24 protein-coding genes are annotated in these 23845 nt (G+C 72.2%); 5 read left to right on the top strand and 19 right to left on the bottom strand.

Translation table 11 applies throughout. The features are described from left to right. Positions 1-150 precede the first annotated feature (150 nt). On the top strand, positions 151-1671 hold the full coding sequence (locus tag ACZ4UX_RS12960; RefSeq protein ID WP_329489553.1) for a sensor histidine kinase: 1521 nt from the start codon (positions 151-153) through the stop codon (positions 1669-1671). A 476-nt stretch (positions 1672-2147) separates the two neighbouring features. On the opposite strand, the gene ACZ4UX_RS12965 is transcribed toward ACZ4UX_RS12960, so the two are convergent. After that, positions 2148-2399 carry a WhiB family transcriptional regulator gene (locus ACZ4UX_RS12965; RefSeq protein WP_014138019.1) on the bottom strand — a complete coding sequence of 84 codons (252 nt, stop codon included), beginning with the start codon at positions 2397-2399 and terminating at the stop codon, positions 2148-2150. A gap of 369 nt (positions 2400-2768) precedes the next feature. After that, positions 2769-3740 carry a diacylglycerol/lipid kinase family protein gene (locus tag ACZ4UX_RS12970; RefSeq protein WP_465706656.1) on the bottom strand — a complete coding sequence of 324 codons (972 nt, stop codon included), beginning with the start codon at positions 3738-3740 and terminating at the stop codon, positions 2769-2771. Positions 3741-3790: 50 nt separating this feature from the next. On the opposite strand from ACZ4UX_RS12970, the gene ACZ4UX_RS12975 reads away from it, so the two are divergent. Further along, positions 3791-4219 carry a hypothetical protein gene (locus tag ACZ4UX_RS12975; protein WP_329489555.1) on the top strand — a complete coding sequence of 143 codons (429 nt, stop codon included), beginning with the start codon at positions 3791-3793 and terminating at the stop codon, positions 4217-4219. Between the two features lie 43 nt (positions 4220-4262). On the opposite strand, the gene ACZ4UX_RS12980 is transcribed toward ACZ4UX_RS12975, so the two are convergent. The 8 genes from ACZ4UX_RS12980 to sodN all read right to left on the bottom strand — a co-directional run bounded on the left by ACZ4UX_RS12980 (position 4263) and on the right by sodN (position 10681). Then, positions 4263-5270 (bottom strand): RNA polymerase sigma factor SigF, encoded by a 1008-nt coding sequence (locus ACZ4UX_RS12980; RefSeq protein ID WP_465706657.1) that lies wholly within the window; start codon positions 5268-5270, stop codon positions 4263-4265. A 155-nt stretch (positions 5271-5425) separates the two neighbouring features. Then, positions 5426-5836, bottom strand: coding sequence for an ATP-binding protein (locus tag ACZ4UX_RS12985; protein ID WP_093860582.1), 411 nt, complete (start codon positions 5834-5836; stop codon positions 5426-5428). A 301-nt stretch (positions 5837-6137) separates the two neighbouring features. Beyond that, positions 6138-6614: a GNAT family N-acetyltransferase gene (locus ACZ4UX_RS12990; RefSeq protein WP_465706658.1), complete on the bottom strand. Its 477-nt coding sequence runs from the start codon at positions 6612-6614 to the stop codon at positions 6138-6140. A 9-nt stretch (positions 6615-6623) separates the two neighbouring features. Next, complete coding sequence (locus tag ACZ4UX_RS12995; RefSeq protein WP_465706659.1) at positions 6624-7007, bottom strand: nuclear transport factor 2 family protein; 384 nt, start codon at positions 7005-7007, stop codon at positions 6624-6626. Positions 7008-7072: 65 nt separating this feature from the next. Further along, a complete protein-coding gene (locus ACZ4UX_RS13000) occupies positions 7073-8068 on the bottom strand; it encodes an ABC transporter substrate-binding protein (RefSeq protein WP_465706660.1) in 996 nt (331 codons plus the stop codon). A gap of 9 nt (positions 8069-8077) precedes the next feature. Continuing rightward, on the bottom strand, positions 8078-8887 hold the full coding sequence (locus ACZ4UX_RS13005) for an ABC transporter ATP-binding protein (protein WP_396488405.1): 810 nt from the start codon (positions 8885-8887) through the stop codon (positions 8078-8080). Beyond that, positions 8887-9963: a FecCD family ABC transporter permease gene (locus ACZ4UX_RS13010; RefSeq protein ID WP_359803200.1), complete on the bottom strand. Its 1077-nt coding sequence runs from the start codon at positions 9961-9963 to the stop codon at positions 8887-8889. Before ACZ4UX_RS13010 ends, ACZ4UX_RS13005 begins: the two co-directional genes overlap by 1 nt. Positions 9964-10285: 322 nt before the next feature. Then, positions 10286-10681 (bottom strand): superoxide dismutase, Ni, encoded by a 396-nt coding sequence (gene sodN / locus ACZ4UX_RS13015; RefSeq protein ID WP_063347853.1) that lies wholly within the window; start codon positions 10679-10681, stop codon positions 10286-10288. Positions 10682-10865: 184 nt separating this feature from the next. Between sodN and sodX the strand changes: the two genes are divergently transcribed. After that, entirely contained in the window at positions 10866-11306 is a 441-nt protein-coding gene (gene sodX / locus ACZ4UX_RS13020) for a nickel-type superoxide dismutase maturation protease (protein ID WP_465706750.1), read from the top strand. 12 nt (positions 11307-11318) lie between these two features. On the opposite strand, the gene ACZ4UX_RS13025 is transcribed toward sodX, so the two are convergent. The 5 genes from ACZ4UX_RS13025 to ACZ4UX_RS13045 form a co-directional block, all read right to left on the bottom strand. Continuing rightward, positions 11319-11909 carry a CGNR zinc finger domain-containing protein gene (locus ACZ4UX_RS13025; RefSeq protein WP_465706661.1) on the bottom strand — a complete coding sequence of 197 codons (591 nt, stop codon included), beginning with the start codon at positions 11907-11909 and terminating at the stop codon, positions 11319-11321. A 110-nt stretch (positions 11910-12019) separates the two neighbouring features. Next, complete coding sequence (locus ACZ4UX_RS13030; RefSeq protein WP_329489563.1) at positions 12020-12820, bottom strand: amino acid ABC transporter ATP-binding protein; 801 nt, start codon at positions 12818-12820, stop codon at positions 12020-12022. After that, a complete protein-coding gene (locus ACZ4UX_RS13035) occupies positions 12817-13791 on the bottom strand; it encodes an amino acid ABC transporter permease (protein ID WP_465706662.1) in 975 nt (324 codons plus the stop codon). Before ACZ4UX_RS13035 ends, ACZ4UX_RS13030 begins: the two co-directional genes overlap by 4 nt. A gap of 36 nt (positions 13792-13827) precedes the next feature. Further along, a complete protein-coding gene (locus ACZ4UX_RS13040; protein WP_465706663.1) occupies positions 13828-14754 on the bottom strand; it encodes an ABC transporter substrate-binding protein in 927 nt (308 codons plus the stop codon). Positions 14755-15283: 529 nt separating this feature from the next. After that, entirely contained in the window at positions 15284-16210 is a 927-nt protein-coding gene (locus ACZ4UX_RS13045; RefSeq protein ID WP_465706664.1) for an ABC transporter substrate-binding protein, read from the bottom strand. A 600-nt stretch (positions 16211-16810) separates the two neighbouring features. Between ACZ4UX_RS13045 and ACZ4UX_RS13050 the strand changes: the two genes are divergently transcribed. Further along, positions 16811-18007, top strand: a complete 1197-nt coding sequence (locus ACZ4UX_RS13050; protein WP_329489567.1) for an NAD(P)-dependent malic enzyme — start codon at positions 16811-16813, stop codon at positions 18005-18007. Positions 18008-18136: 129 nt separating this feature from the next. After that, on the top strand, positions 18137-19099 hold the full coding sequence (locus tag ACZ4UX_RS13055) for a zinc-binding dehydrogenase (protein ID WP_352293130.1): 963 nt from the start codon (positions 18137-18139) through the stop codon (positions 19097-19099). A 58-nt stretch (positions 19100-19157) separates the two neighbouring features. Here ACZ4UX_RS13055 and ACZ4UX_RS13060 read toward each other — a convergent pair whose 3' ends face one another. The 4 genes from ACZ4UX_RS13060 to ACZ4UX_RS13075 form a co-directional block, all read right to left on the bottom strand. Continuing rightward, positions 19158-20195 carry a PadR family transcriptional regulator gene (locus tag ACZ4UX_RS13060; RefSeq protein WP_329489569.1) on the bottom strand — a complete coding sequence of 346 codons (1038 nt, stop codon included), beginning with the start codon at positions 20193-20195 and terminating at the stop codon, positions 19158-19160. Between the two features lies 1 nt (position 20196). Then, complete coding sequence (locus ACZ4UX_RS13065) at positions 20197-21111, bottom strand: DUF4097 family beta strand repeat-containing protein (RefSeq protein ID WP_329489570.1); 915 nt, start codon at positions 21109-21111, stop codon at positions 20197-20199. Between the two features lie 207 nt (positions 21112-21318). Beyond that, complete coding sequence (locus tag ACZ4UX_RS13070) at positions 21319-21498, bottom strand: DUF6104 family protein (protein WP_063347844.1); 180 nt, start codon at positions 21496-21498, stop codon at positions 21319-21321. 60 nt (positions 21499-21558) lie between these two features. Then, on the bottom strand, positions 21559-23550 hold the full coding sequence (locus tag ACZ4UX_RS13075) for a serine/threonine-protein kinase (RefSeq protein ID WP_465706665.1): 1992 nt from the start codon (positions 23548-23550) through the stop codon (positions 21559-21561). Positions 23551-23845 lie beyond the last annotated feature (295 nt).

Consider the following 23845-nt stretch of genomic DNA (forward strand, 5'->3'; position numbering starts at 1 on the left):
GGCGGCCTCTCCTTGGTGCTCTTTCATTGTGGACTAGACCAATCTGGGTTGTCCAGGGGACCCCGAAAATTGGTCTGGACAACCTGCGGTCACCCGCGCGCGGGCGGGTGCGCCACGTCCGCGCCCGGGACCTGGAGCTACGCTCGCCATGTGCCCTCGCTGAACGAACTCGTCCGCCGCCACACCACCCTGACCGGTGCCGACGTGGACTGGCTCCACATGCTGGTCTCGGAGTGGCAGCTGCTCTCCGACCTCTCCTTCGCCGACCTGGTCCTGTGGATCCCCACCTGGGACGGCATCCGGTACGTCTCGGTGGCCCAGATGCGGCCCAACACCGGGCCCACCTCCTACCAGGACGACATGGTCGGCCACCTCGTCCCGCGCGGCCGCCGGCCCCTGCTGGACGCCGCCTTCGACGAGGGGCGGATCGTGCGCGAGGGCGACCCGGAGTGGCGCGAGGAGGTGCCCGTCCGAGTCGAGTCGATCCCGGTGCGGCGCGAGGGCAAGGTGCTCGGCGTGATCGCCCGCAACACCAACCTGCTGACCGTCCGCACCCCCAGCCGACTCGAACTCACGTACCTGCAGAGCGCCTCCGACCTGGCCCAGATGATCGCCGCCGGGACGTTCCCGTACCACGGGGTCGAGCAGACCGACATGGACGCCGCCCCCCGGGTCGGCGACGGCCTGATCCGGCTCGACGCCGACGGCATCGTCACCTACGCCAGCCCCAACGCGCTCTCCGCCTACCACCGCCTCGGGCTCACCACCGACCTGGTCGGCAGCCACCTCGGCCGGGCCACCGCCGAGCTGGTCCCGCCCTCGCGGTCGGCGGTGCACGAGGCACTGGTGAAGCTGGCGAGCGGCTGGGCGCCGCGCCAGACCGAGGTCGAGGTGCAGGGCGGGGTGGTGACCCTGCGGGCGATCCCGCTGAAGCCCAAGGGGACCCTGACCGGCTCCCTGGTGCTCTGCCGCGATGTCACCGAGCTGCGGCGGCGCGACCGCGAGCTGATGACCAAGGACGCCACCATCCGGGAGATCCACCACCGGGTGAAGAACAACCTCCAGACGGTGGCGGCCCTGCTGCGGCTGCAGTCCCGCCGGATGGACTCGGACGCCGGCCGGGCCGCGCTGGACGAGGCGGTTCGCCGGGTCGGGTCGATCGCGATCGTGCACGAGACGCTCTCCCAGGCGCTGGACGAGCAGGTCGCCTTCGACGAGATCGCCGACCGGGTGCTGGCCATGGTGATGGAGCTGTCCCAGGACGGCCGGGTGGCGACCCGGCGCAGCGGCAGCTTCGGCATCCTCTCCGCCGAGGTGGCCACCCCGCTGGCGATGGTGCTCACCGAGCTGCTGCAGAACGCGCTGGAGCACGCCTTCGGGCCGTCCGCCTCCGGGAACCTGGAGGTCAGCGCGTTGCGCGGGCGGGCCCCGGCCACCGGCATGGGCTGGTCGGACAGCTGGAACGGCGGCGCCCGGCCGGAGGAGTACCTGCTGATCACCGTGCAGGACGACGGCCGGGGCATGCCGGAGGGATTCGACCCGCAGCAGGCGGGCAACCTCGGGCTGCAGATCGTCCGGACCCTGGCGACCGGGGAGCTGGGCGGCACCTTCGACATGGTGGCGGGACCGAACGGCGGCACCAAGGTGATCCTGGAGATCCCGGTGCCCTGAGCCGTCCCGGCTCGACGGACACGGCGCGGCCCCCGAGGCGCAGTGGAGTGTGCCGGGGGCGTGTACCCGGAACGGGCGCCGGGTGCGCACCTCCGCACCACCGCGGGTGGCCATCGGGAGGCGCCCCGAACGGCGGGCGGCCGCCGCGCGTGACCGGACGCGGAAACAGAAACGAGGCCCTGTCGACCGGGGGGGTGGGTCGACAGGGCCTCTCAACCCGTTCCGGCCGTCGGGGGGAGTCGGCCGGAACGGGGGCTCTGGGTGATACGACACCTCACCGGTGCGTTGCACACGGTGAGCGCCTCAGCTCCACAATATTGCTCTAAGTGAACAGTATCAAGTGCCTGGGCGGCCCGGTGTCGTCGGACCGTGTCGAGCAAGGTCCTTTGTACGGAAGGCTTCGCCAGGAAGTGCAGGGAAGCCCTTGATCATGTGTTGATCGGCACTGCGGTCACTACTGGTGTTACGGCGTGTGATCAGGCGGTGCGGGCGCGGTTGCGGGCAGCGCGGCGCTTCATCGCGCGACGCTCGTCCTCGCTCATACCGCCCCAGACGCCGGCATCCTGGCCGGTCTCGAGCGCCCACTGCAGGCACTGCTCCATGACCGGACAGCGGCGGCACACGGCCTTGGCTTCCTCGATCTGCAGCAGAGCAGGACCGGTGTTCCCGATCGGGAAGAAAAGCTCCGGGTCCTCTTCGCGGCAGACAGCGCGGTGGCGCCAGTCCATGGTCGTCCAACTCCTCCTGCCGGCGGGGGTGACCCGATCGGCATAATCGATGGCTTGTGAATGTGAACGCTTTCACGAATCCCGCAACAGCAAAAGAGACCAAAGGCCCATCGGGCCCGGGTGGTCTGTGCTGGGGAGGGATTCGGCGATTCGAGGGACACTCCGCGGTCGGCACCCGCCAGGGTCTGTGGTTGCCGTCGCTGCGATGTGTCCCGATCGCCATGTAGAGGTTCGCAAACCTCGGGCCCGGATACAACCCCCTTCAGGGAGGAATTTTTGATTCTTCGGTGTCGCCTAGCTCACAGCCAGTACTTCTATGGAGTGAAGGGGGCTTGTGCGTTCGAGAAGAAGGGAGAACCCTCCTTCCAGTCACACAATCACACGCAGTGCCCGCCGTACGCCTGTGAAACTGACGCGACTCCTGTCTCCAAGGTGGTCCCCGTCCACCTGGAATGGGGCCGGTTCCTGCGAAACCAAGGTGAAGTGCCGAGCGTCGTGGTAGGAGACGACGTGCTTTCCGGACGGGCCGGCAGGGGCGGCGCCATCGGCCGAAGGCGTGTGCGACCGCAGGATCTGACGGACCGTTCGAGCAGTGCCGAACGCGGTCATCCGGGTGATGCCGAAGACATCGAGGTCCGTGTCGAAGGAGGCGAGCGGGGAGGGATAGACCGGGCGGTTGCCCAGGAACGTCCACGGCGAGGTGTTGCTGACTATGGCCAGCACCAGGCCCGGCACCGGCGCCCGGCCCGGCAGTTGCAGGGTGACGGGGCCCGATCGGCGCTGCTCACGCTGGGTGACGTAGTGCCGGAGCGCCTGCCCGACGTAGAGCGCGTGGGTCGACCTGCGCCCCGCTCTGCGCTGCTCCTCCACCCGGCCCACCACGCCCGCGTCGAAGCCGAGGCCGGCGGTGAAGGTGAACCAGCGGTCCGGCAGCCCCTCCGTCATCGCCTTGCCCAGGCCGATCGGCCGCTCCCGGCGCTGGTCCAGGGCGTTCAGCAGGGCCCCGGTGGCTTCCACGGGGTCGTTGGGCAGACCCAGCGCGCGGGCGAACACATTGGTCGACCCGCCGGGCACCACGGCCAGCCGGGGGACCTTCTCGCCCGGGCCGTGCGTCAGCAGTCCGTTGACCACCTCGTTGACCGTGCCGTCGCCGCCCAGGGCCACCACCAGGTCGACGGTGCCGTCCTCGACCGCCTCGCGGGCCAGGTCTCGCGCGTGGCCGCGGTACTCCGTCTGGGCCACTTCCAGCTTGAGGTCGCTGCGCAGGGCATGGATCAGGACATCCCTGGTGCGGCCACTGGTGGTGGTCGCTTTCGGGTTGACGACCAGGAGAGCGCGCATGTGCTCAGCCTACGGGGCGGTACGGACCAACCGGCGGCTACCCTGCTGGAGTGACCGCAGAATCCTCCGCACCCGTACCCGCGCCCGGCGCCGACCGGCCGGCGGCCCTGACCGCGGGCGCCGCCATCACCGCCCTGGAGGGCGCCGCACTCGCCGTCGTCGGCGTCTGGGACATGGTGTCCGCCGTGTCCGGCGACTCCCGGCAGCTCGCGCTGAACGAGTTCGGCGGCCTCGTGATCGTCCTGCTCGGCGTGCTGCCGCTGCTGGCCGCCCGGGCGCTGCTCAAGGGCCGCCGCTGGGGCCGCAGCCCGGCGGTGCTGACCAACTCGATCTGCCTGCCGGTGGCCTACTACATGTGGCAGACCGGCGGCGCCATGGTGGCCGTCGGGGCGGCGATCGGCCTGCTCGGGCTGGCCGGCATCGGCGCCCTGCTCAGCCCGAAGGCGACGACGGCCCTCTACGCTCCGCACGAGGGCTGAGCGAAGAGGGCCGGCGACGGCGGCCGCTGAGCGGCCGTCAGTCCTACTCCTCCACCAGGAGCTTCTCCCGGAGCTGGGCCAGGGTACGGGCCAGCAGCCGGGAGACGTGCATCTGCGAGATGCCCACCTCGGCGGCGATCTGCGACTGGGTCATGTTGCGGAAGAACCGCAGCACCAGGATCTTCTGCTCCCGGGGCGGCAGTTGGGCCAGCAGCGGCTTGAGGGACTCGCGGTACTCGACGCCCTCCAGTGCCTCGTCGGTGGCACCCAGGGTGTCCGCCACGGCCGGCGACTCGTCGTCGCTGTCGGGGACGTCCAGCGACAGCGTGGAGTACGCGTTGGCGGACTCCAGGCCCTCCAGCACGTCCTCCTCGGAGATCCCCAGGTGCTCGGCCAGCTCGTGCACGGTGGGGGAGCGGCCGTGCCGCTGGGAGAGCTCACTGGTCGCCGTGGTCAGCGACAGCCGCAGCTCCTGGAGTCGGCGCGGTACCCGGACCGCCCAGCCCTTGTCCCGGAAGTGGCGCTTGATCTCGCCGACGATGGTCGGCGTCGCGTAGGTGGAGAACTCGACCCCGCGTTCGTGGTCGAAGCGGTCCACCGACTTGATCAGTCCGATGGTGGCGACCTGGGTGAGGTCGTCCAGCGGCTCGCCCCGGTTGCGGAACCGCCGGGCCAGGTGCTCCACCAGGGGGATGTGCATCCGCACCAGTTGGTTGCGCAGCTCGACGCGCTCCACGGAGCCCTCGGGCAGCGCGGACAGCCGGACGAACAGGGCCCGGGCCGCCTCCCGGTCCGGCGCCCCCGAACGGTGCGGCGCCTGCGAGGGCACCGCACCGCGCAGCGCCTCGGCCGCGTCGGGCACCGGGGACTCCGGGGCCGCGGACGGCGGCGAGGGCGTGGGCGACGGATCAGACGTCGGCTCGGTCGGCTGGCTCATCCGGTGGGCGTCCTTCGGGTGCGCTTCGTCGTTGGCGGCGAGGCCGGGAACGCTCGCCTGGGTCGGTACGGCAGGGCCCGCCGTCGCGAGGCCGGTACGGTCCAGATCACTCACGGCCATTCCCCCGTTCCGTTCCGGGAGCACCGGGACCTGGGGTGGTCCCGGATTCGTCTCGTTGGTCGTACCGCGTGGTGGGCGGTACCGGGAGCCGTCCGCCGGCCCGCGTGGCGCCGGACGGACGGCTCTTGTTCGGTGCTGCTGTGGCGGCCCTAATGGGCGGCGGACCCGCCGCGCTTCTTGTGCAGGCTGATCGAGACGGTGTTGTCCTCGGCGACCGAGGACTCCACCTCGCCGGCCAGCGCGGAGAGCACCGTCCAGGCGAAGGTGTCCCGTTCCGGGGCACGGCCGTCCGTGGTCGGGGCGGAGACGATGACCTTCAGCGAGTCGCCCACCAGCCGGAACTCGCAGGAGAGGACGGAGCCGGGCACCGCCTGCTGGAGCAGGATGGCGCAGGCCTCGTCCACCGCGATCCGGAGGTCCTCGATCTCGTCCAGCGTGAAGTCCAGCCGGGCCGCCAGCCCCGCCGTCGCTGTTCGCAGCACCGAGAGGTAGGCCCCCGCCGCGGGCAGCCGGACCTCCACGAAGTCCTGTACTCCGGGCTCGCCGTCGATCTGGGACACCCTCACCTCCTGGGTGACGCGCTGTGCTTCCGGGCCGGTGGCCGCGGCACTGTCTGTTGCTTGGCTCAACTGCTTCGCCCCAACTGTCCAGAGGGGTGGTGCGGTACGTACCGGTCATACCCCGGGAGGGGTGGTCGGACGCCGCGCATCCGCCCGAGACGTTACCGCTATCGGTGGGCGGATGTCGCGATCCGGTCCCGCCTTCACGGGAACGAGCGACACCGGGTGCGAGGGTCACTCATGGTAGGCCCTCGCGACGCAGGGTGGCAGCCCCCGGGAGGGACTCGTGGCACCCGGTCGGTCAGCGGGTGCCGGCCGCGGTGAGCGCCGGGCCGGTGAGCCGGTGCACGGTCCACTCGTCCATCTGCACCGCGCCCAGCGACTTGTAGAAGTTGATCGAGGGCTCGTTCCAGTCCAGCACCGACCACTCCACCCGCGAGTAGCCGCGCTCGACGGCGATCCGGGCCAGCTCCAGCAGCAGCGCCTTGCCGTGGCCGCCGCCGCGGGCCTGCGGGCGGACGTAGAGGTCCTCCAGGTAGATCCCGTGCGTCCCGCGCCAGGTCGAGAAGTTGAGGAACCAGACCGCGAACCCGACCGGCTCGCCGGTGGTGTCGTCCTCGGCGACCAGCCCGAACACCGCCGGGGCGGCGCCGAACAGCGACTCGCGCAGCTGTTCCTCGGTGGCGACCGCCTCGTGCGGTGCCTTCTCGTACTCCGCGAGTTCGCGGATCATGGCGTGAATGACCGGGACATCGGTGACTACGGCGGTGCGGATCATGCCACGAGCCTACTTGGCCCGCCCGTCCTCGTCCCAGGCCTGGATCGAGGTCTGGTCGACGATCCGGCCCTCCCACAGGTCGGCGACCGAGGTGACCAGCACCCGGACCCCGTCGGGATAGCGGCAGGACTCCATGAAGGCGAGGCGGTCGCCGTCCAGGACCACCCGCTCCAGCGTGTGGCTCGTCTCCCGGCCGTAGACGTCGTTCAGCAGGGCGCCGATCTCGTCCCGGCCGTGCACCACCAGCGGGTGGCTGGGCTGGGTCTCGCGGTCGACCACACGCAGTTCGGCGTCGTCCGCGTACAGCGCCAGCAGCGCGTCGGCGTCGCCGCGCTCGATGCCCTCGCGCAGCACGCCGGTGTCGAAGGCGGACGGCGCGGCCATGGTGCTCATGTTCTCGCTCCTCCGGTCGGTTCCGTCGGCTCGTACCTCCGAGCGTACGCCCGCCCCGCCGCGGCTCAGCCGGCCGTCACACCGCGCAGGTGGGCCGCGAGCGCGGTGATCGCGGCCGGGTTGCGCGGGCTCTCCACCAGGTCGACGTAGTCCAGGACGAAGATCCGCCCGTCGCGGACGGCGGAGACGCCGGCCAGCGGCGGGAAGGACGTGAGGAACTTCCGCTTGGCCTCGGCGTCCGGGGAGCCGTAGTTGTTGATCACGATCACCTCGGGGTCGCGCTGGACCACGCTCTCCCAGCCCACGGTGGTCCAGGAGTCGGCGAGGTCGCCCATCACGTTCTCCCCGCCGGCCCTGGCGATGATCTCCTGGGGCGCGGCGAACTTCCCCGAGGTGTAGGGCTTGTCCTCGCCGCTGTCGTACAGGAAGACGCGCGGCCGGCGCTCGGGCTGCGGGACGGCGGCGACCTGCGCCCGGAAATCGGCGATCAGCGCGTCGGCCCGGTCCCGGACGTCGAAGATCTCGCCCAGGTTGGCCAGGTCGGTGTAGAGCGCGTCCAGCGGGGACATCACCCCGCGCTCGGGGCCCTTGCCGCTGCGGCAGGACTCGCTGAGCACGTACGAGCCGATGCCGAGACCGGCCAGCGCCTGCGGGGTGAAGCCGCCGGCCTCGTCGAAGCCGTAGTGCCACCCGGCGAAGACCAGGTCGGCCCTCGCCTCCAGCGCGATCTCCTTGGTGATCTGCTGCTTGGAGAGCCACCTGGCCTGCTGGTAGCCGTCCTTCCAGGCCACCTTGTCGACCTGGCCCTTGTCGTCGGGCATCACGTAGCCGGCCATCCGGTCGGCCAGGCCGAGCGCGAACATCAGCTCGGTGATGCCCACGTCGTTGGTCACCGTCCGGGCCGGCTTCCGCTCGAAGGTGACCTTCGTACCGCAGTTGTCGACGGTCACCGGGTAGTGGGCGGAGCCGGCGGCGGTGTCCCCGGCGGGGGCGATCTCGGCGCCGCAGGCGGTCAGCGCGAGGGTGAGCAGGGCGGCGGTGGCAACGGCCTTGGTACGCATGGGGTTTCCTCAGCAGGGGGAGTCGGCGGAGTCGGCGGGGCCGGGGGAGGTCCGGCCGAGCCGGTCGAAGAGCAACTGGACGGCGCCGGTCCCCGGGTGCTTCACGGGCGTCGCGCGGACGCCGAACACCTCGGCCAGCAGGGCCGGCTCCAGGACCTCGGCCGGCGGCCCGGAGGCGACGATCCGGCCGGCCGCGATGACGTACAGCAGGTCGCAGTGGCCGGCCGCCAGATTGAGGTCGTGCAGGGCCGTGAGCACGGTCGTACCGGCCTCCCGGACCAGCGCCAGCACCTCCAACTGGTGGGCGATGTCCAGGTGGTTGGTGGGCTCGTCGAGCACCAGCACCCGGGGCTCCTGGACCAGCGCGCGGGCGATCAGCACCCGCTGCTTCTCGCCTCCGGACAGGCTCAGGAAGCCGCGCCCGGCGAGGTGGTCCGCGCCCACCCGCCGCAGGGCGCGGGCGCACCGCCCGGTGTCCTCGGCGGTCGGCCGGGCGAAGCCGCCGCGGTGCGGCAGCCGGCCCATCCCGACCACCTCGGCCACCGTGAAGTCGAACTCGGCGGAGTGCTCCTGCGGCAGCGCGGCCACCCGCCGGGCGGCCTCGCGGGCGGCGAGCGCGTGCAGGTCCTCGCCGTCCAGCCGGACGGCGCCGGCGGCCGGGCGCAGCGCCCGGTAGACGCAGCGCAGCAGGGTCGACTTGCCGCTGCCGTTCGGCCCGACCAGGCCGACCACCTGCCCGGCGGCGGCGCCGAGGGTGACGTCGTGGACCAGCCGGGTGCCGGCCAGGTCCACCGAGACGCCGTCGAGGGCGAGATCCATCAGCGGCCTCCGAAGGTGTAGCCGCGTCGGCGCATCAGCAGCAGGAAGCAGGGCACCCCGAGGACGGCGGTGACCACCCCGACCGGCAGTTCGGCCGGCGCCAGCAGGGTGCGCGAGACGATGTCCACCCAGACCAGCAGCAGCGCCCCGGCGAGCGGCGCGACCAGCAGCACCCGGCGGTGCCCGGCGCCGACCAGCATCCGGGTCAGGTGCGGCACCATCAGGCCGACGAAGCCGATCGCGCCGCTGACCGCGACCACGGTGCCGGTCACGGCGGCCGTCACCACGAACAGCTCGCGGCGCAGCCGGTCGCCGTCCACCCCGAGCGAGGCCGCCGTCTCGTCGCCCATGGCGAGGGCGTCCAGCCGCCCGGCCGCGCCGGCCAGGTAGGCGAGACCGGCCAGCACGGTGGCGGCGGCGATCGGGACGGACCCCCAGGTCGCGCCGCCGAGGCTGCCGAGCAGCCACATCATGGCGCTGCGGGCGGCCTCCCCGCGCGCGGCGCCGAACACCATCAGCGCCGTCACCGCCGAGAACCCGTAGGACATCGCGGTACCGGTCAGCACCAGCCGCAGCGGGGTGAGCCCGTACGCCGTCCGGGCGGCGGCGTAGACCAGGACCATCGCCAGCAGGGCGGCGGCGAACGCGGAGACCGAGATCGCCCAGACCCCGAGCGAGGCGAACGCGCCCAGCAGCAGCACGGCGTTGGCGCCGACCGAGGCGCCGGAGGAGATGCCCAGCACGAACGGGTCGGCCAGCGCGTTGCGGACCATCGCCTGCACCGCGACCCCGGTGGCCGCGAGCCCGGCGCCGACCACGGCGGCCAGCACCGTGCGCGGCAGCCGGATCTCCCAGACGATCGCGTACGCGGCGGCCTCCCCGGCATCGAGTCGACCGCCCGTCAGTCCGGCGCCCAGCAGCCGCAGGACGCGGGCCCAGCCGAGTCCGGAGGCGCCGAGGGCCACCCCGCAGACCAGGGAGAGCAGCAGCGCCGCGAGCAGGCCGGCGGCCAGCGCCGCGACGGGTATTCGACGGGCCGCCGGTACGGGGGCCGGTGCGGTCACTGCGGTGCTCACGGGCGGCGCGCCTTCGCCTCGGGCCGCGGACGGCAGCGAGGCGGCGCGCCCGGGCACGGAGCTGCCGGGGCGCCATCCCCTCGCAGTCCACGGCGAGTTGTCGGGAGATCGGCGTCCCAGGGCGATCGGGCTCGCGGGCACAGGGCTCCGCCCACCGTTGCGGGTCAGCGCCGGATTCACACCGGACTTCTCCCTCGGACGCCCTGGCAGCATAACAAGCGCGGGGCCGGAGCGACCCTTACCGGGTTCGCGCGCGCGAGAACGCGCGACCGCCCCCGTCCGGCGCTGCGGACGGGGGCGGTCGGCGGTGCCTGATCGGTGATCAGGCCTGCTTGGTCTCCCAGAAGATCTTGTCGACCTCGGCGATCAGGTCGAGCAGGGCCTGGCCGGTGGCCGGGTCCGTCGACGCCTTGGCGGCCGAGGCGGCCTTCAGGGTGTCGTTGATCAGCTGGTGCAGCTGCGGGTACTTCTCGAAGTGCGGGGCCTTGAAGTAGTCGCTCCACAGCACCGAGATGTGGTGCTTGACGGCCTCGGCGCGCTGCTCCTTGATGATCAGGGCGCGAGTGCGGAACGCCGGGTCCTCGTTGGCCTGGTACTTCTCCTGGGTGCCCTTGACCGACTCGGCCTCGATCCGGGCCTGCGCGGGGTCGTACACGCCGCAGGGGAGGTCGCAGTGGGCGTGGGCGGTGGCGCGCGGTGCAAACAGACGAGAGAACATGGGAGTCCTTCCTTAGATCGTCTTCCCGCGAGCGAGATTACCCTTCCGGGCACCGGGTTTCGCGGCCGGGCGGCGGGCCTAGGGCAAAAGGCGGAGCCGGAACCGGGCCAATTCGGGCATCGGCCGCGGACGGCCCGTACGGCAGACTGGACGCGGCGAGCCGGGAGGAGCAGGCGTGGCGCGGATGACGGAACCGGAGGGCGGCACCCCGGGGGGTGGCGCGCCGTTCGGGCTGATCGACGTGGCGGGGCCCTCGATGGTGCCGACCCTGCGTGAGGGCGACCGGCTCCTGGTCAGGTACGGCGCGCGGATCAGACCGGGGGCGGTGGTGGTGTTCCGTCACCCCTTCCAGCAGGACCTGCTGGTGGTGAAGCGGGCCGTCGAGCGGCGGGCCAAGGGCTGGTGGCTGCTCTCCGACAACCGGCCGGTCGACAGCGACAGCCGCAGTTACGGCGTCGTCCCGGACGAGCTGGTGCTCGGCCGGGTGCTGCTGCGGCTGCGCCCGCGCCCGGCCTGGCTGGCCCCGGGGCACCGGCTGGAGCGGCTGCTGCTGGCCGGCCCGCCGGCCCGGATCCCGGGCCTCGCCCGCCGGCTGGGCGTCTGGGTCGACCCCGGCGCCTGGTAGCCGGGGTACCGGTCAGCCCCCGGCCAGGGCCGAGGCCTCCTGGGCCTCCTGCCGCTTGCGGGCCCGGTACGCGGCGACGTTGGCGCGGGTGGCGCACCGGTCGGAGCAGTACCGCCGGGAGCGGTTGGTGGAGGTGTCCAGGTAGGCGTTGCGGCAGGGCGAGGCCTGGCAGATGCCGAGCCGGTCGGCGCCCAGCTCGGTCAGGTGGACGGCCAGTCCCATGCAGGCGACGGCGCTGAAGTGCGCGGTGGCGGTGGGCGAGTTGTCGGCGAGGTGCAGGTGCCAGCGCGGCCGCCCGGCGTCGTCCAGGTAGTCGTGCCCGGAGACCAGCGGGCTGACGGGGTACTCCATCAGCAGGCTGTTCAGCAGGTCCACGCCGCGGATCTCGTCCCCCTCGGCGGCGGCCTCGAACACTCCGCGCAGCCTGGTCCGGACGGCGCGCAGCCGCGGCAGGTCCGACTCGTCGGCGAGCGCGGCGGCCCGGGAGGATTCGGAGAACAGCGACCGCACGGCGTCCACGGAGGTCAGGGTGTCGGTGCCGCGCTCGGGCTCCTCGGTGTTCACCAGCCGAACGGCCCGTTCGGCGTACGAGGCGAGCTCCACGGTGGTCCTTCCAGAGTCGGTAACAGGCTGACTAGCTCCAGCCTATTACCCGGGCGGGGAAAACGTCGGCGCCCGGCAGGACCGGCCTGCCGGGCGCCGTGCCGGTGCGCTCAGAGCACCTTGGAGAGGAACGCGCGGGTGCGCTCGTGCTGGGGGTCGGTGAGGACGTCGCGGGGGTTGCCGGACTCGACCACCACCCCGCCGTCCATGAAGACCAGGGCGTCGCCGACCTCGCGGGCGAAGCCCATCTCGTGGGTCACCACGACCATGGTCATGCCCTCCTCGGCGAGGCCGCGCATGACGTCCAGGACGTCGCCGACCAGCTCCGGGTCGAGCGCCGAGGTGGGCTCGTCGAAGAGCATCAGCTTGGGCTTCATGGCCAGCGCCCGGGCGATCGCGACCCGCTGCTGCTGGCCGCCGGAGAGCTGCGAGGGGTAGTTCTTCGCCTTGTCGGCCAGGCCGACCCGCTCCAGCAGGGCCATCCCGCGGGTCCGGGCGTCCGCCTTGGACTCGCCCTTGACCTGCACCGGCGCCTCGATGACGTTCTCCAGGGCGGTCATGTGCGGGAACAGGTTGAAGCGCTGGAACACCATGCCGATGTCGCGCCGCTTGAGCGCGACCTCGTTCTCCCGGAGCTCGTAGAGCCGGTCGCCCTTCTGCCGGTAGCCGACCAGCTCGCCGTCGACCCAGAGCCGGCCGGCGTTGATCTTCTCCAGGTGGTTGATGCACCGCAGGAAGGTCGACTTGCCGGAGCCGGAGGGGCCGATCAGGCAGAACACCTCGCCCTGCTTGACCTCCAGGTCGATGCCCTTGAGCACCTGGACCGTGCCGTAGGACTTGTGGACGTCCTCGGCGCGGACCATCGGGCCGCCGTTGCCGGCGTCGGCGGGGGTCTTGGTCAGATCGGTCATACGTGACCACCTCCCTCGAGCCCCGGGACCACGTCGGTGGTGGTCTTCGGGGTGGGCTTCCCGGCGAACAGCCTCCGCAGCCGCTGGATCGGCGTGGGCGGGAGCGTCCGGTTGGAGCCGCGGGCGTAGTGCCGCTCGATGTAGTACTGGCCGATGGTCAGCAGCGACGTGAAGAACAGGTACCAGAGGCTGACCACGATCAGCAGCGGGATGTTCTGGTAGTTGCGCGAGTAGATCACCTGGCCGGCCCGGAAGATCTCCTCCAGGGAGATCACGCTGACCAGCGAGGTGGTCTTCAGCATCGAGATGGTCTCGTTGCCGGTGGGCGGGATGATCACCCGCATGGCCTGCGGGAGCACGATCCGCCGCATGGTCTGGAAGCGGCTCATGCCGAGCGCGTGCGAGGCCTCGCTCTGGCCCTCGTCGACCGACTGGATGCCGCCGCGGACGATCTCCGCCATGTAGGCGGCCTCGTTGAGGCCCAGGCCCAGCAGGGCGGCGACGAAGGTCGGGATCAGCACGTTGGTGGACTCGGACCAGAACTCCGGTCCCCACGGTACGCCGATCGAGAGCTTGGCCCAGATCAGGCCGAGGAAGTTCCAGAAGACCAGCTGCACCAGGACGGGCGTGCCGCGGAAGATCCAGATGTACATCCACGCGGTGCCGGAGAGCAGCGGGTTGGGGGAGAGCCGCATCACCGCGAGGATGATGCCGCCGACCACACCCATGATCATGGCGAGCGCGGTCAGCTCCAGCGTGACGAGCATGCCGTGCACGATGCTGTCGTGGAAGAGGTACTTCCCGACGATGTCCCACTTGAAGGCGGGATTGGTGAAGAGGGCGCTCAGCAGCATCGCCGCGAGCAGGGCGATGACGACGGCGCCCGCCCAGCGTCCGGGGTGGCGAACGGGGACGGCCTTGATGGTCTCAGGCCGTCCCTTCGTCGCCTTCCCCTTGTCCAGAGAGTTCACGGTGTGGCCTCGGGGGAGAGAGAGTCAGGCGGAGGGTCAGCTGACGGCGCCGTTGACGGTCGACTTGTCGATCGCACCGGCCTCGACGCCCCACTTGGAGAGGATCTGCTTGTAGGTGCCGTCGTCGATCAGCGACTGCACGGCGCTCTGGACGGCGGGGGTCAGGGCCGAGCCCTTGGCCAGCGCGATGCCGTAGGGGGCGGCGTCGTAGGTGGCGCCGACCTTCTCCAGCTGCCCGCCGGACTGCTTGATCGCGTAGTCGACGACCGGGGAGTCGGCCATCATGAGCTGGTCGCGGCCGGAGACCACGGCGTTGGTGACGTCGGTCTGGAGGTCGAACTTGTCACCGTCGTTGACGATGCCCGGCTTGCCGGCCTGGGCGCAGGCGGGGTTGCGGGTGTCGGTGATCTCCTGCGCCTGCGTGGTGCCGGTCTGGACGGCGACCTTCTTGCCGCACAGGTCGGCGGGGTCGATCTTGTCCGGGTTGCCCTTCTTCACCGCGATGGCGCTGCCCGCGTTGAAGTAGGTGACCATGTCGACGGTCTGCTCGCGCTCCTTGTTGTCCGTCAGGGACGACATGCCGATCTGGAACTTGTTCGACTGGATACCGGGGATGATCGCGGTGAAACCGGAGTCCTGGACGTCCACCTTGAGGCCGAGCCTGGCGGCGACCGCGGTGATCAGGTCGACGTCCATGCCCTCGATCTTGCCGTTGTCGGCCTTGAACTCGTTGGGCGCGTACGAGGCGTCCGAGCCGACCGTGAGCTTCCCGGCGGACTTGATGTCGGCGGGGACGAGGGCGACCAGCTTGTCGTCGGCCTTCACCTCGTTGACGGTCGCGCCGGCGTTGGGGGCGCCGGTGCTCTCGTCCTTGCTGCTGCTACAGGCGGTGAGGGCCAGGGAGACGGACGCGAGTACCGCGCCGGCGGCGAGGAGACGGGTGCGCGGGGTACGGGCGGTCATGGGGGATCTCCTCCTGAGGGAGAGGTCGGGCGGAGCGCGCCGCGGGGAGCGGCACACCGGGGCAGCAGGCCGTACGGCGCTGTACGGGGTGTATGTCGCTGTACGTCGTCGAACGGGCAGAGCCGGTCGTGCTGGGCCTGAGCAGGCTTCGCGCAGGGTGGTGCGAGGTACTGCTTCCGCCACCCTCCGCCGAGGTGGACGTTGATCGAACCGCCTCGACCAGTGGCCGGCTCGATCGGAGATGGGGGGAATCCTGCCATCTGATGACGGTCGGATGGCCCTCATTCAGATCAAAATCGGATAACGGGGGGTCACACTGTCCGCTATTCGGACCAATACCGTGTCCCTGTCACCCTGCGTATAAGTATGCAGATCTCCCCGCGCTCCGCCCGGAGGCCCGCCCGTGTGCCCGCCGGATGGGTCCCCCGGCCGCGCCGCCCGGTGATGACGCCCGGTGACGGCGCCCGAGACGGCGTCCGGTGGGACGGCGTCCGGTGACGGTGCCCGGTGCCCGCCCCCGTGCGGCGGCTCAGATGCCGCCGTTGACCACCGCGTTCTGGGCCGCCCCCGCGGCGACGTTCCACTTGGCGAGGATCTTGTCGTACTCGCCGCTGCGGATCAGCTGGTCCACCGCCTTGGTCAGCACGTCGCGCAGGTCGGTGTCCCCCTTGCGCACCGCGATCCCGTACGGGTTCGACCGGGACTGCGCGCCGGTCACCTCGAAGCGGTTGCCGCCGTCGGTGGTCTTCGCCGCGTAGGCGGCCACCGGGAAGTCGTCCAGGCCGGCGGCCGCCGTGCCCGCGGCGACCTCGGCCAGCGCCTTGGCGTCGCTGTCGAACTTGTGGACGGTCAGCGGCTTGCCGCTCCGGCCGCAGGCCAGCACCTGGCGGGCGACGATCTCGTCCTGGGTGGTGTTCTGCTGCACCGCGACGACCCGGCCGCACAGGTCGTCCAGGGTGCGGACGCCCTTGGGGTTGCCCTTCTGGACGATGATCGAGGTACCGGCGATGAAGTAGTCCACGAAGTCCACGCCCGGGTCGACCTGCTTGCCCGCGTCGTCGACGCCGTCACGGCGCTGGCGGATGTCGCTCAGACCGGACATCGCCACGTCGACCTGCTTGGCGTGCAGGTTCGGTATCAGCTTCTCGAACGGGGTGTCGACGACCTCGATCCGCAGGCCGAGGATCTTGCCGACGGCGTTGGCGATGTCGGGGTCGATGCCGTCCGGCTTGCCGTCCGCACCCCGGAAGTCCACCGGCGCGTAGTTGAGGTCCGAGGCGACCCGGAGCACGCCCGCGGTGCGCTGGGCCTGGGGGATCCGGCCCCGCAGCTCCTGGACCGGGTCCTTCGCGGCGGCCTGCTCGTCGCCGCCGCAACCGGTCAGCAGCAGGGCGCCGGCGGTGGCCAGACAGAGGGCCGCGGCGGCCGGTCGGCGGGGGTGGGCGCGGTGGTGCATGAGGGTGCTCCTGTGGGAGGGAGGTGGTGTCGCCACGCCGTCGCGGAGATGTACGCGAGACGGCGGAAGAAGGGATCCTCCCATCCCGACCTGCCGGTCCCGGCGGCGGGTGTGTCAGAATCCAGTACCGGGTGACCCCCGATGCTCGAACCGGACCACCGAGTCGCGACAGGCTCGGGGTGCACAGGAACGGAAGTCCACGACGACGCCGACTCCGTATCCGAGGCACCGCCTCCCCGTCGTGTCCTGGTTCACTCCTGCGAGTGCGCGTGCTCGTCCGCTGTTGCCGCCACCGGTGCCCGGTGTTCCAGACGCCAGGCACCCCGTCTTTTGGCCGCGATGCGGAGGAAGCACGCGCGACGAGGACGAAAAGGCATAGGTGCGATGCCGTCGTCCGACCTACGCTCGGCCCGGGAAGAAGCAGCAGCACAGCGCAGGCTCAACAGTTACACAACCCTCATTCCGAGGGCGCGGCCCCGACGGCGGCGCCCCGATCCAGCCCTCCCCGGGTCCGCCTCGGCGTACCCGGTTTCAAGTTTCCGGCCGGGTCGTCCGCCCGTCGGCCACGCGTCCTCGCTGATCAATGACGAAGAGGTCATCGTGGCAGCGGAGATCATCCACAGCAGCACCCAGGACACCGTCGATCCGGTCGATGCCGTTTTCGCGCTCCACCGCGGCGGCAAGATGGAGGTCCGGGCGACCGTTCCGGTGCGCGACGCGGACGACCTGTCCCTCGCCTACACCCCCGGTGTCGCACGGGTCTGCACGGCCATCGCCGAGCAGCCGGAGCTGGTGAACGACTACACCTGGAAGGCCAACACGGTCGCCGTCGTCACCGACGGCACCGCGGTGCTGGGCCTCGGCGACATCGGCCCGGAGGCCTCGCTGCCCGTCATGGAGGGCAAGGCCATCCTGTTCAAGCAGTTCGGCGGCGTGGACGCGGTGCCGATCGCGCTCGCCTGCACCGGGGTGGACGAGATCGTCGAGACCGTCGTCCGGCTGGCGCCCTCCTTCGGCGGCGTCAACCTGGAGGACATCTCCGCGCCCCGTTGCTTCGAGATCGAGCGCCGCCTCCAGGAGGCGCTGGACATCCCGATCTTCCACGACGACCAGCACGGCACCGCGATCGTCACCACCGCGGCGCTCTGGAACGCGGCCCGGGTGACCGGCCGGGAGATCGGCACCCTGCGGGCCGTCATCTCCGGCGCCGGCGCGGCCGGGATCGCGATCGCCAAGATGCTGGTCGCCGCCGGCATCGGCGACGTGGCGGTCTGCGACCGCCGGGGCGTCGTGTACGAGGGCCGCGGCGACCTGACCGACGTCAAGGCCGAGATCGCCGCGCAGACCAACCGGACCGGCGTCAAGGGCTCGCTGGCCGACGCGCTGGCCGGCGCCGACGTCTTCATCGGCGTCTCCGGCGGGACCGTGCCGGAGGAGGTCGTGGCCACCATGGCCGAGGGCGCCTTCATCTTCGCGATGGCCAACCCGAACCCGGAGATCCACCCGGAGGTCGCGCACAAGTACGCGGCGGTCGTCGCCACCGGTCGCAGCGACTTCCCGAACCAGATCAACAACGTGCTGGCCTTCCCCGGCATCTTCGCCGGCGCCCTCCAGGTCCGGGCGACCCGGATCACCGAGGGCATGAAGCTGGCCGCCGCCAAGGCGCTGGCCGGTGTGGTCGCCGACGAGCTGACGCCGCAGAAGGTGATCCCCTCGCCGTTCGACGAGCGGGTCGCCCCGGCCGTCACCAAGGCCGTCGCCGAGGCCGCCCGGGCCGAGGGCGTCGCCCGGCGCTGACGCCCGGGCCGGGAGCGCCCCCGCGGCGGGGGCGCTCCCGGCCGGCTCCGCGCTCCCGGCCGAACCCGGGACGCGCGTCACAGTCACACCCTGTTCCGGGCCCCGCCCGTCGCCGCTATCGTCCGGACCATGTTTGCTGCCTACGCCGCACGAATCGACGCCGACGACCCGCTGAGCGGGCTGGAGCTGGGCGAACTCCCCGAACCGCAGGCGCGTCCCGGGTGGAGCGTGGTCACGGTCAGGGCCGCCAGCCTCAACCACCACGACCTCTGGTCGCTGCGCGGGGTCGGCCTGCCCGCCGGGAAGCTGCCGATGATCCTCGGCTGCGACGCCGCCGGCGTCGACGAGCACGGCAACGAAGTGGTCGTCCACTCGGTGATCGGCCAGAGCGGCCACGGCGTGGGCCCGGACGAGCGGCGCTCCATCCTCACCGAGCACTACCAGGGAACCTTCGCCCAGCGGGTGGCGGTGCCGACCTGGAACCTGCTGCCCAAGCCGGCCGGGCTCAGCTTCGAGCAGGCCGCCTGCCTGCCCACCGCCTGGCTGACGGCCTACCGGATGCTGTTCACCAACGCCGGGGTGAAGCCCGGCGACACCGTGCTGGTGCAGGGCGCCGGCGGCGGTGTGGCGACCGCCCTGATCGTCCTCGGCAAGGCCGCCGGACTGCGGGTCTGGGTCACCGGCCGGGACGAGGCCAAGCGGGCCCGGGCCGTGGAGCTCGGTGCCGACGCCGCCTTCGAGAGCGGCGCCCGGCTGCCCGAGCGGGTGGACGCGGTGATGGAGACGGTCGGCGCCGCGACCTGGGCGCACTCGGTGAAGTCGCTGCGCCCGGGCGGCACCGTGGTCATCTCCGGGGCCACCTCCGGCCCCAACCCGAAGACCGCCGAGCTGAACCGGATCTTCTTCCTGGAGCTCAGGGTGGTCGGCTCGACCATGGGCACCAAGGAGGAGCTGGCCGGGCTGCTCTCGCTCTGCGCCACCACCGGCGTCCGGCCGCAGATCGACTCGGTGCTGCCGCTCGCCGAGGCCCGGGAGGGCTTCGCCCGGCTCGCCGGGGGCGACGTCTTCGGGAAGATCGTGCTCACCCCCTGAACGCCGGCGGGCCGGCGCTCCCGGGGGAGCGCCGGCCCGCACGGACCCGTCGGCCCGGTCAGCCCAGCAGGCGGCGCAGCCGCTCGCCGGCCGTGCCCAGCACCGAGCGGGCCTCGGCCAGCCGCTCGGGCGTCACCCCGCCGTCCCGGGCCGCGTCGCGGACCTGGTCCCGGAAGCGGTCGAGCAGCCGCTCCAGCTCGCGGGCCGGATCACCGGCCGGGTCGGTCGCGGTCCAGGCCGGAAGGTCGGCCGGGGCGGTGCCGGCCGGCTCGTCCTTGTCGAGGTCGATCCGGGTGACCCTGACCTTCTCGGCGGGTGCCTCGGCGTCCTGCGCCGGGTGGCCCCAGCGGGCGGCGTCGGCCAGCCCGGCCAGACCCTTGGTGAGTTCGGAGAGCCCCTCGGCCAGCCCGGTCGGCCAGTCGCCGCGGGCCGCGTGGTCGCGGACCTGCTGCTCGACCCGGCGCTTGATCCGCAGCGCCTCCTGCTGGGCGGCCGTCCGCGCCGCCCGGGACTGCTCGCGGAGCCTGCGGGCCTCCTCCTCGGCGGCCTTCGCCTTGGCCTTGGCCGCCTTCTCCTGCTCCTTGGCGCGCTTGGCCTGCTCCTTGGCCTGCTTCTTGAACTGGGCGAACTCGTCCTTGGCGCGCTGCCAGGCGTCCTTGTCCCCCCAGGGGCCGGCCCACGGGTCCCCGCTCTCGGCGCCCTCCGGGCGGGGCGCCTGCTTCGCCGCCCCCCACAGCTCCTCGCGCAGGCTCCGGGCGCCGTCCCGGACGTCCTCGCGGATCGCCCCGGCGAGCTGGGCCACCGAGTCGCGGATCTCCAGCTCCAGCTCGTCCAGCTCGCCCTGGCGGGCCGCCAGCTCGCTCCGGCCGGCCTCGGTGAGCCGGTAGACCTTGCGGCCGCCCTCGGTGCTCTGCGTCACCAGGCCCTCCTGCTCCAGCTTGGCGAGCCGGGGGTAGACGGTGCCGGCCGAGGGCGCGTACAGGCCCTGGAAGCGCTCCTCCAGGAGGCGGATGACCTCGTAGCCGTGCCGCGGTGCCTCGTCGAGCAGCTTCAGCAGGTAGAGGCGAAGGCGGCCGTGGCCGAAGACGGGGGTCATCTCAGACCTCCTTGGTGAGGTCGGGGCCGGTGCCGAGGTCGGGGCCGGCCGGGAGTTCCTTGACGATCACGGGGCCGTCGTCCTCGGCCTCCGGCCGGCGGAGCACGGTGACGGCGCCGGACACGGTGGTCACCACCAGGTTGCCCCGGCCGTCGCCGAGCTTGCCGGAGAGCCGCTTGGCGCCCCAGGAGCCGCCGACCTTGAGCTGCTCGAAGGTGCTGGTGACGTCCCCGCTGTTGGTACCCGCCTCGACCTTGGTGTCGACCAGCGAGGGCAGCCGGACGCCGACCGAGCCGCTCACCGTGGTGACCCGGATCTCCGACGGGGTGGCCACGTCGAGGTCGAGGGTGACGTCCCCGTTGACCGAGTGGACCTGCACGTTGTCCGAGGTGCCGGCGACCAGGGTGACCTGCCCGGAGGCGGTGTTGACCTTGAGGTCGCCGGAGAGCGACTGGGCGTCGACGTCCCCGGAGACGGTGTGGGCCTCCGTCCGGCCGGTCAGGCCGACCAGGGTGGCGTCGCCGCTGGCGCTGTGCACCGAGACCGGCGCGGTGATGCCCGAGACGGTGGCGCCGGCCGAGACGGTGCCGGCCTTGACCTTGGCGCCGGCCGGTACGGCCAGCGAGACCACGGCCCGGCGGGTGCGCCGCAGCCCGCCGAAGAACGACTTGATGGACTGCACCGACTTGACCGACTCGCCGAACTCGCTCCAGCTGAGGTCCTTGTAGGTGACCGTCAGCACCCCCTCGGCGAGGGTGACCTGAAGGGGCTCGCCCTCCAGCTCGGTGACCTCCAACCGGGCCGGGCCCTCGGTGGCCACCACGTTCACGGCGCCTCCGACGATCCGTACGTGGAGGGCGTCGACCTCCCCGTCGATGGTGATCCTGTCGGGGCCCTCGACCGTCCACTGGCTCATGTCTGCCGCCTCCCGTTACGACTCGCGATGTATCGCGTCCTCTTCCAAAGACGATATATCGCGTGACGGCGAAGTCAAGGGATCCGGCCCCGAGGGCGCCCCGGAGAGCGACCCGGAACGAACCCCGAGACGCCCCCTACGGGGCGCGGCACGCGAAGGGCCCGGGAGGCTGGTGCCTCCCGGGCCCTTCGGTCACGGTCTACCGCGTCACTCGTCGTCCTCGTCGTCGAGCCGGGCCAGCCAGGTGGCCAGCCGCTCGACCGGGATCTCGAAGTCCGGGTTGAGGTCGACGAACTCGCGCAGGCGCTCGGCCAGCCACTCGAAGGTGACCTCCTCGTCGCCGCGCCGGTTCTGCAGCTCCTCGATGCCGCGGTCGGTGAAGTACACGGGTTCGCTCCGGTCCGGTGGGGATTCGACCTGGTCAGGATAGTCCGGGCGGGCGCCCGGTCAGCTGGCCCGCCAGGTGCTCACGGTGAGCTTGACGGCGCCGGTGGTGCCGTCGGCGATCTCGACCACCGCGATGGCGATGTTGCGGGTGAGCCGGTCGCGGACGCAGAGCAGGCGTCCGGGCGAGACCCGGTTGAAGGACAGGTCGGTGTCGGGCCGCGAGTCGATCGCGATCGCGCACTGCTCCGGGGTCACGCTGGCCTCGGTGATCACCGCGAAGTCGGACTTGTCGTCCCCCGCCGTGGTGAAGGAGTTGGCCTTGCTGCTGCTGCCGGTGGCGTTCAGCCCCAGGCCCCACTTGAGGTCGTTGCCGCGCGGCACGACCGTCCCGCCGTCCAGGTCGATCCGGTAGGAGTCGTAGTACGCCTCGGTGCCGGGGATGGCCAGCGGCTTCTTGTCGAGCAGCGGCGTGTAGCCGACCGGCCGGGCGGGCGCGGTCACGCCGTTGCTGCTCGTGGCCGACGGCGCGGCCGTCACCTTCCCGGCGGACGACGGGGTCGGCGAGGGGCTGTACGAGCCGGCGGCCCCGGCGTCCGCGGTCTGCGACGGCAGCGGCTGGGGCTGGTTGCCGGGGCTCTGCTGGGCGGTGCTCGCGCTGTCGTTCTTCTTGTTGTCGTCGCCGAGCTTCTTCACCAGCACCACGCCGCCCGCGGTGCCGCCGAGGGCCATCACCAGGGCGACCACCAGCAGGACCTTCCAGGAGACGCCCTTGCGCCGCGGCTCGGGCGCCGGGGTGTCCGTCACCACCGGGCCGGGCGGCGGGGTGTCGTAGGACGGCGGCTCCTGGCGCAGCTGCACGGTCGGCGGCGAGGGCAGCACCGGCGCGGTGGGGGCCTCGTAGCCGGGCTGCGGAGGGCCGTACGCGCCGAGCGGCGGCGGGGTGAAGCCCGGCGGCGGGGTGACCGGCTGCGGCCGGGGGGTGCCGAAGTCCGGCACGCCGAAGGAGGCCGCGGTGGCCGGGTGGGTCGGCGGCGCGAAGGGCTGCGGCGGGGTGGTCGGCGGGCCGCTCGGAGGCGCGGTGGGCGCGGCCGGCAGTGGGGTCGGCGGGGTCTTCGGCAGGTCCGAGCGGCGGGTGATCTCGGTGTTGACCTGCCGGGGCAGCCAGTCGTCGGCGAACCGCAGCTGTCCGCCGACCGACGGGTGGTTGCGGGCGATCTCGATGATCTCGGCGGGCTTCGGGCGGTCCTCGGGGGACTTCGCCAGGCAGCGCATGATCAGCTCGCGCAGGTCGGCCGGGACGGCGTCCAGGTCGGCCTGCTCGTGCACCACCCGGTAGAGCACGGCGGTGTCCGGGCCGTCGCCGAACGGCGCGGTGCCGCCGGCCACGTACGCGGCCAGCGCGCCGAGCGCGAAGACGTCGGTGGCCGGGGTGACCGGGCGGCCCTGGGCCTGCTCCGGCGACATGAAGGCGGGCGAGCCGATCCGGTAGCCGGTGCCGGTCAGCGCGGTGGCGTCGGCGGCCCGGGCGATACCGAAGTCGATCACGCGCGGGCCGTCGCCGGCCACCAGCACGTTGGCCGGCTTGAGGTCGCGGTGCACCACCTCGACGCTGTGGATGGCCTGCAGCGCCTCGGCGATGCCGCCCATCAGCAGCAGCACGGTGCGCACCGGCAGGGCGCCGTTCTCGCGGACCACCTGCTGCAGCGACGGGCCCGGCACGTACGCGGTGACCAGCCAGGGGGCGTCCGAGTCCAGGCCGCCGGAGTCGATCACCTGGGCCGTGTAGAGGCCGTGGATCCGCTGGGCGTTGCTGACCTCCTGCGCGAAGCGGCGGCGGAACTCGCCGTCCTCGGCGAACTCCGGGCGGACCACCTTGAGTGCCACCGGACGGCCGCCCGGGGTGTACGACAGGTAGACCCGGCCCATGCCGCCGGCGCCGAGGCGGGCGAAGAGCCGGTAGCCGCCGACCTCGCGCGGGTCGTCCGGGTGCAGTGGCTGGAAGACCGGCGGGAGCGGCGAGGCCGTGGCGTCCCGTGGTGTGTCGGCGGTCATGTGGTGATCCCCCTGGGAGAGCGGTGAGGTCATCCGGTCGGTCACGGGCGCGGTGAGGGCGCCCGGGCATCGGTCCGGCGAGGCATAACCTACCGACCCGTCAGCTGTGCTCGCAGGTCGGTGGCCGTTTGGTTGCAGAGCTGGGACCTTGGCACAGCGCTGTTCACGGGCCGCGGGACAACGGAACGGCCCCGGGGGGGGCGGGGGGGGGGGGGGGGGGGGGGGGGGAGGGGGGAGGAAGGGGGGGGGGGGGGGGGGGGGGGGGGGGGGGTCCGCCCGACACACGTGTTTCTTT

This window comes from Kitasatospora sp. NPDC028961 (assembly GCF_055564815.1).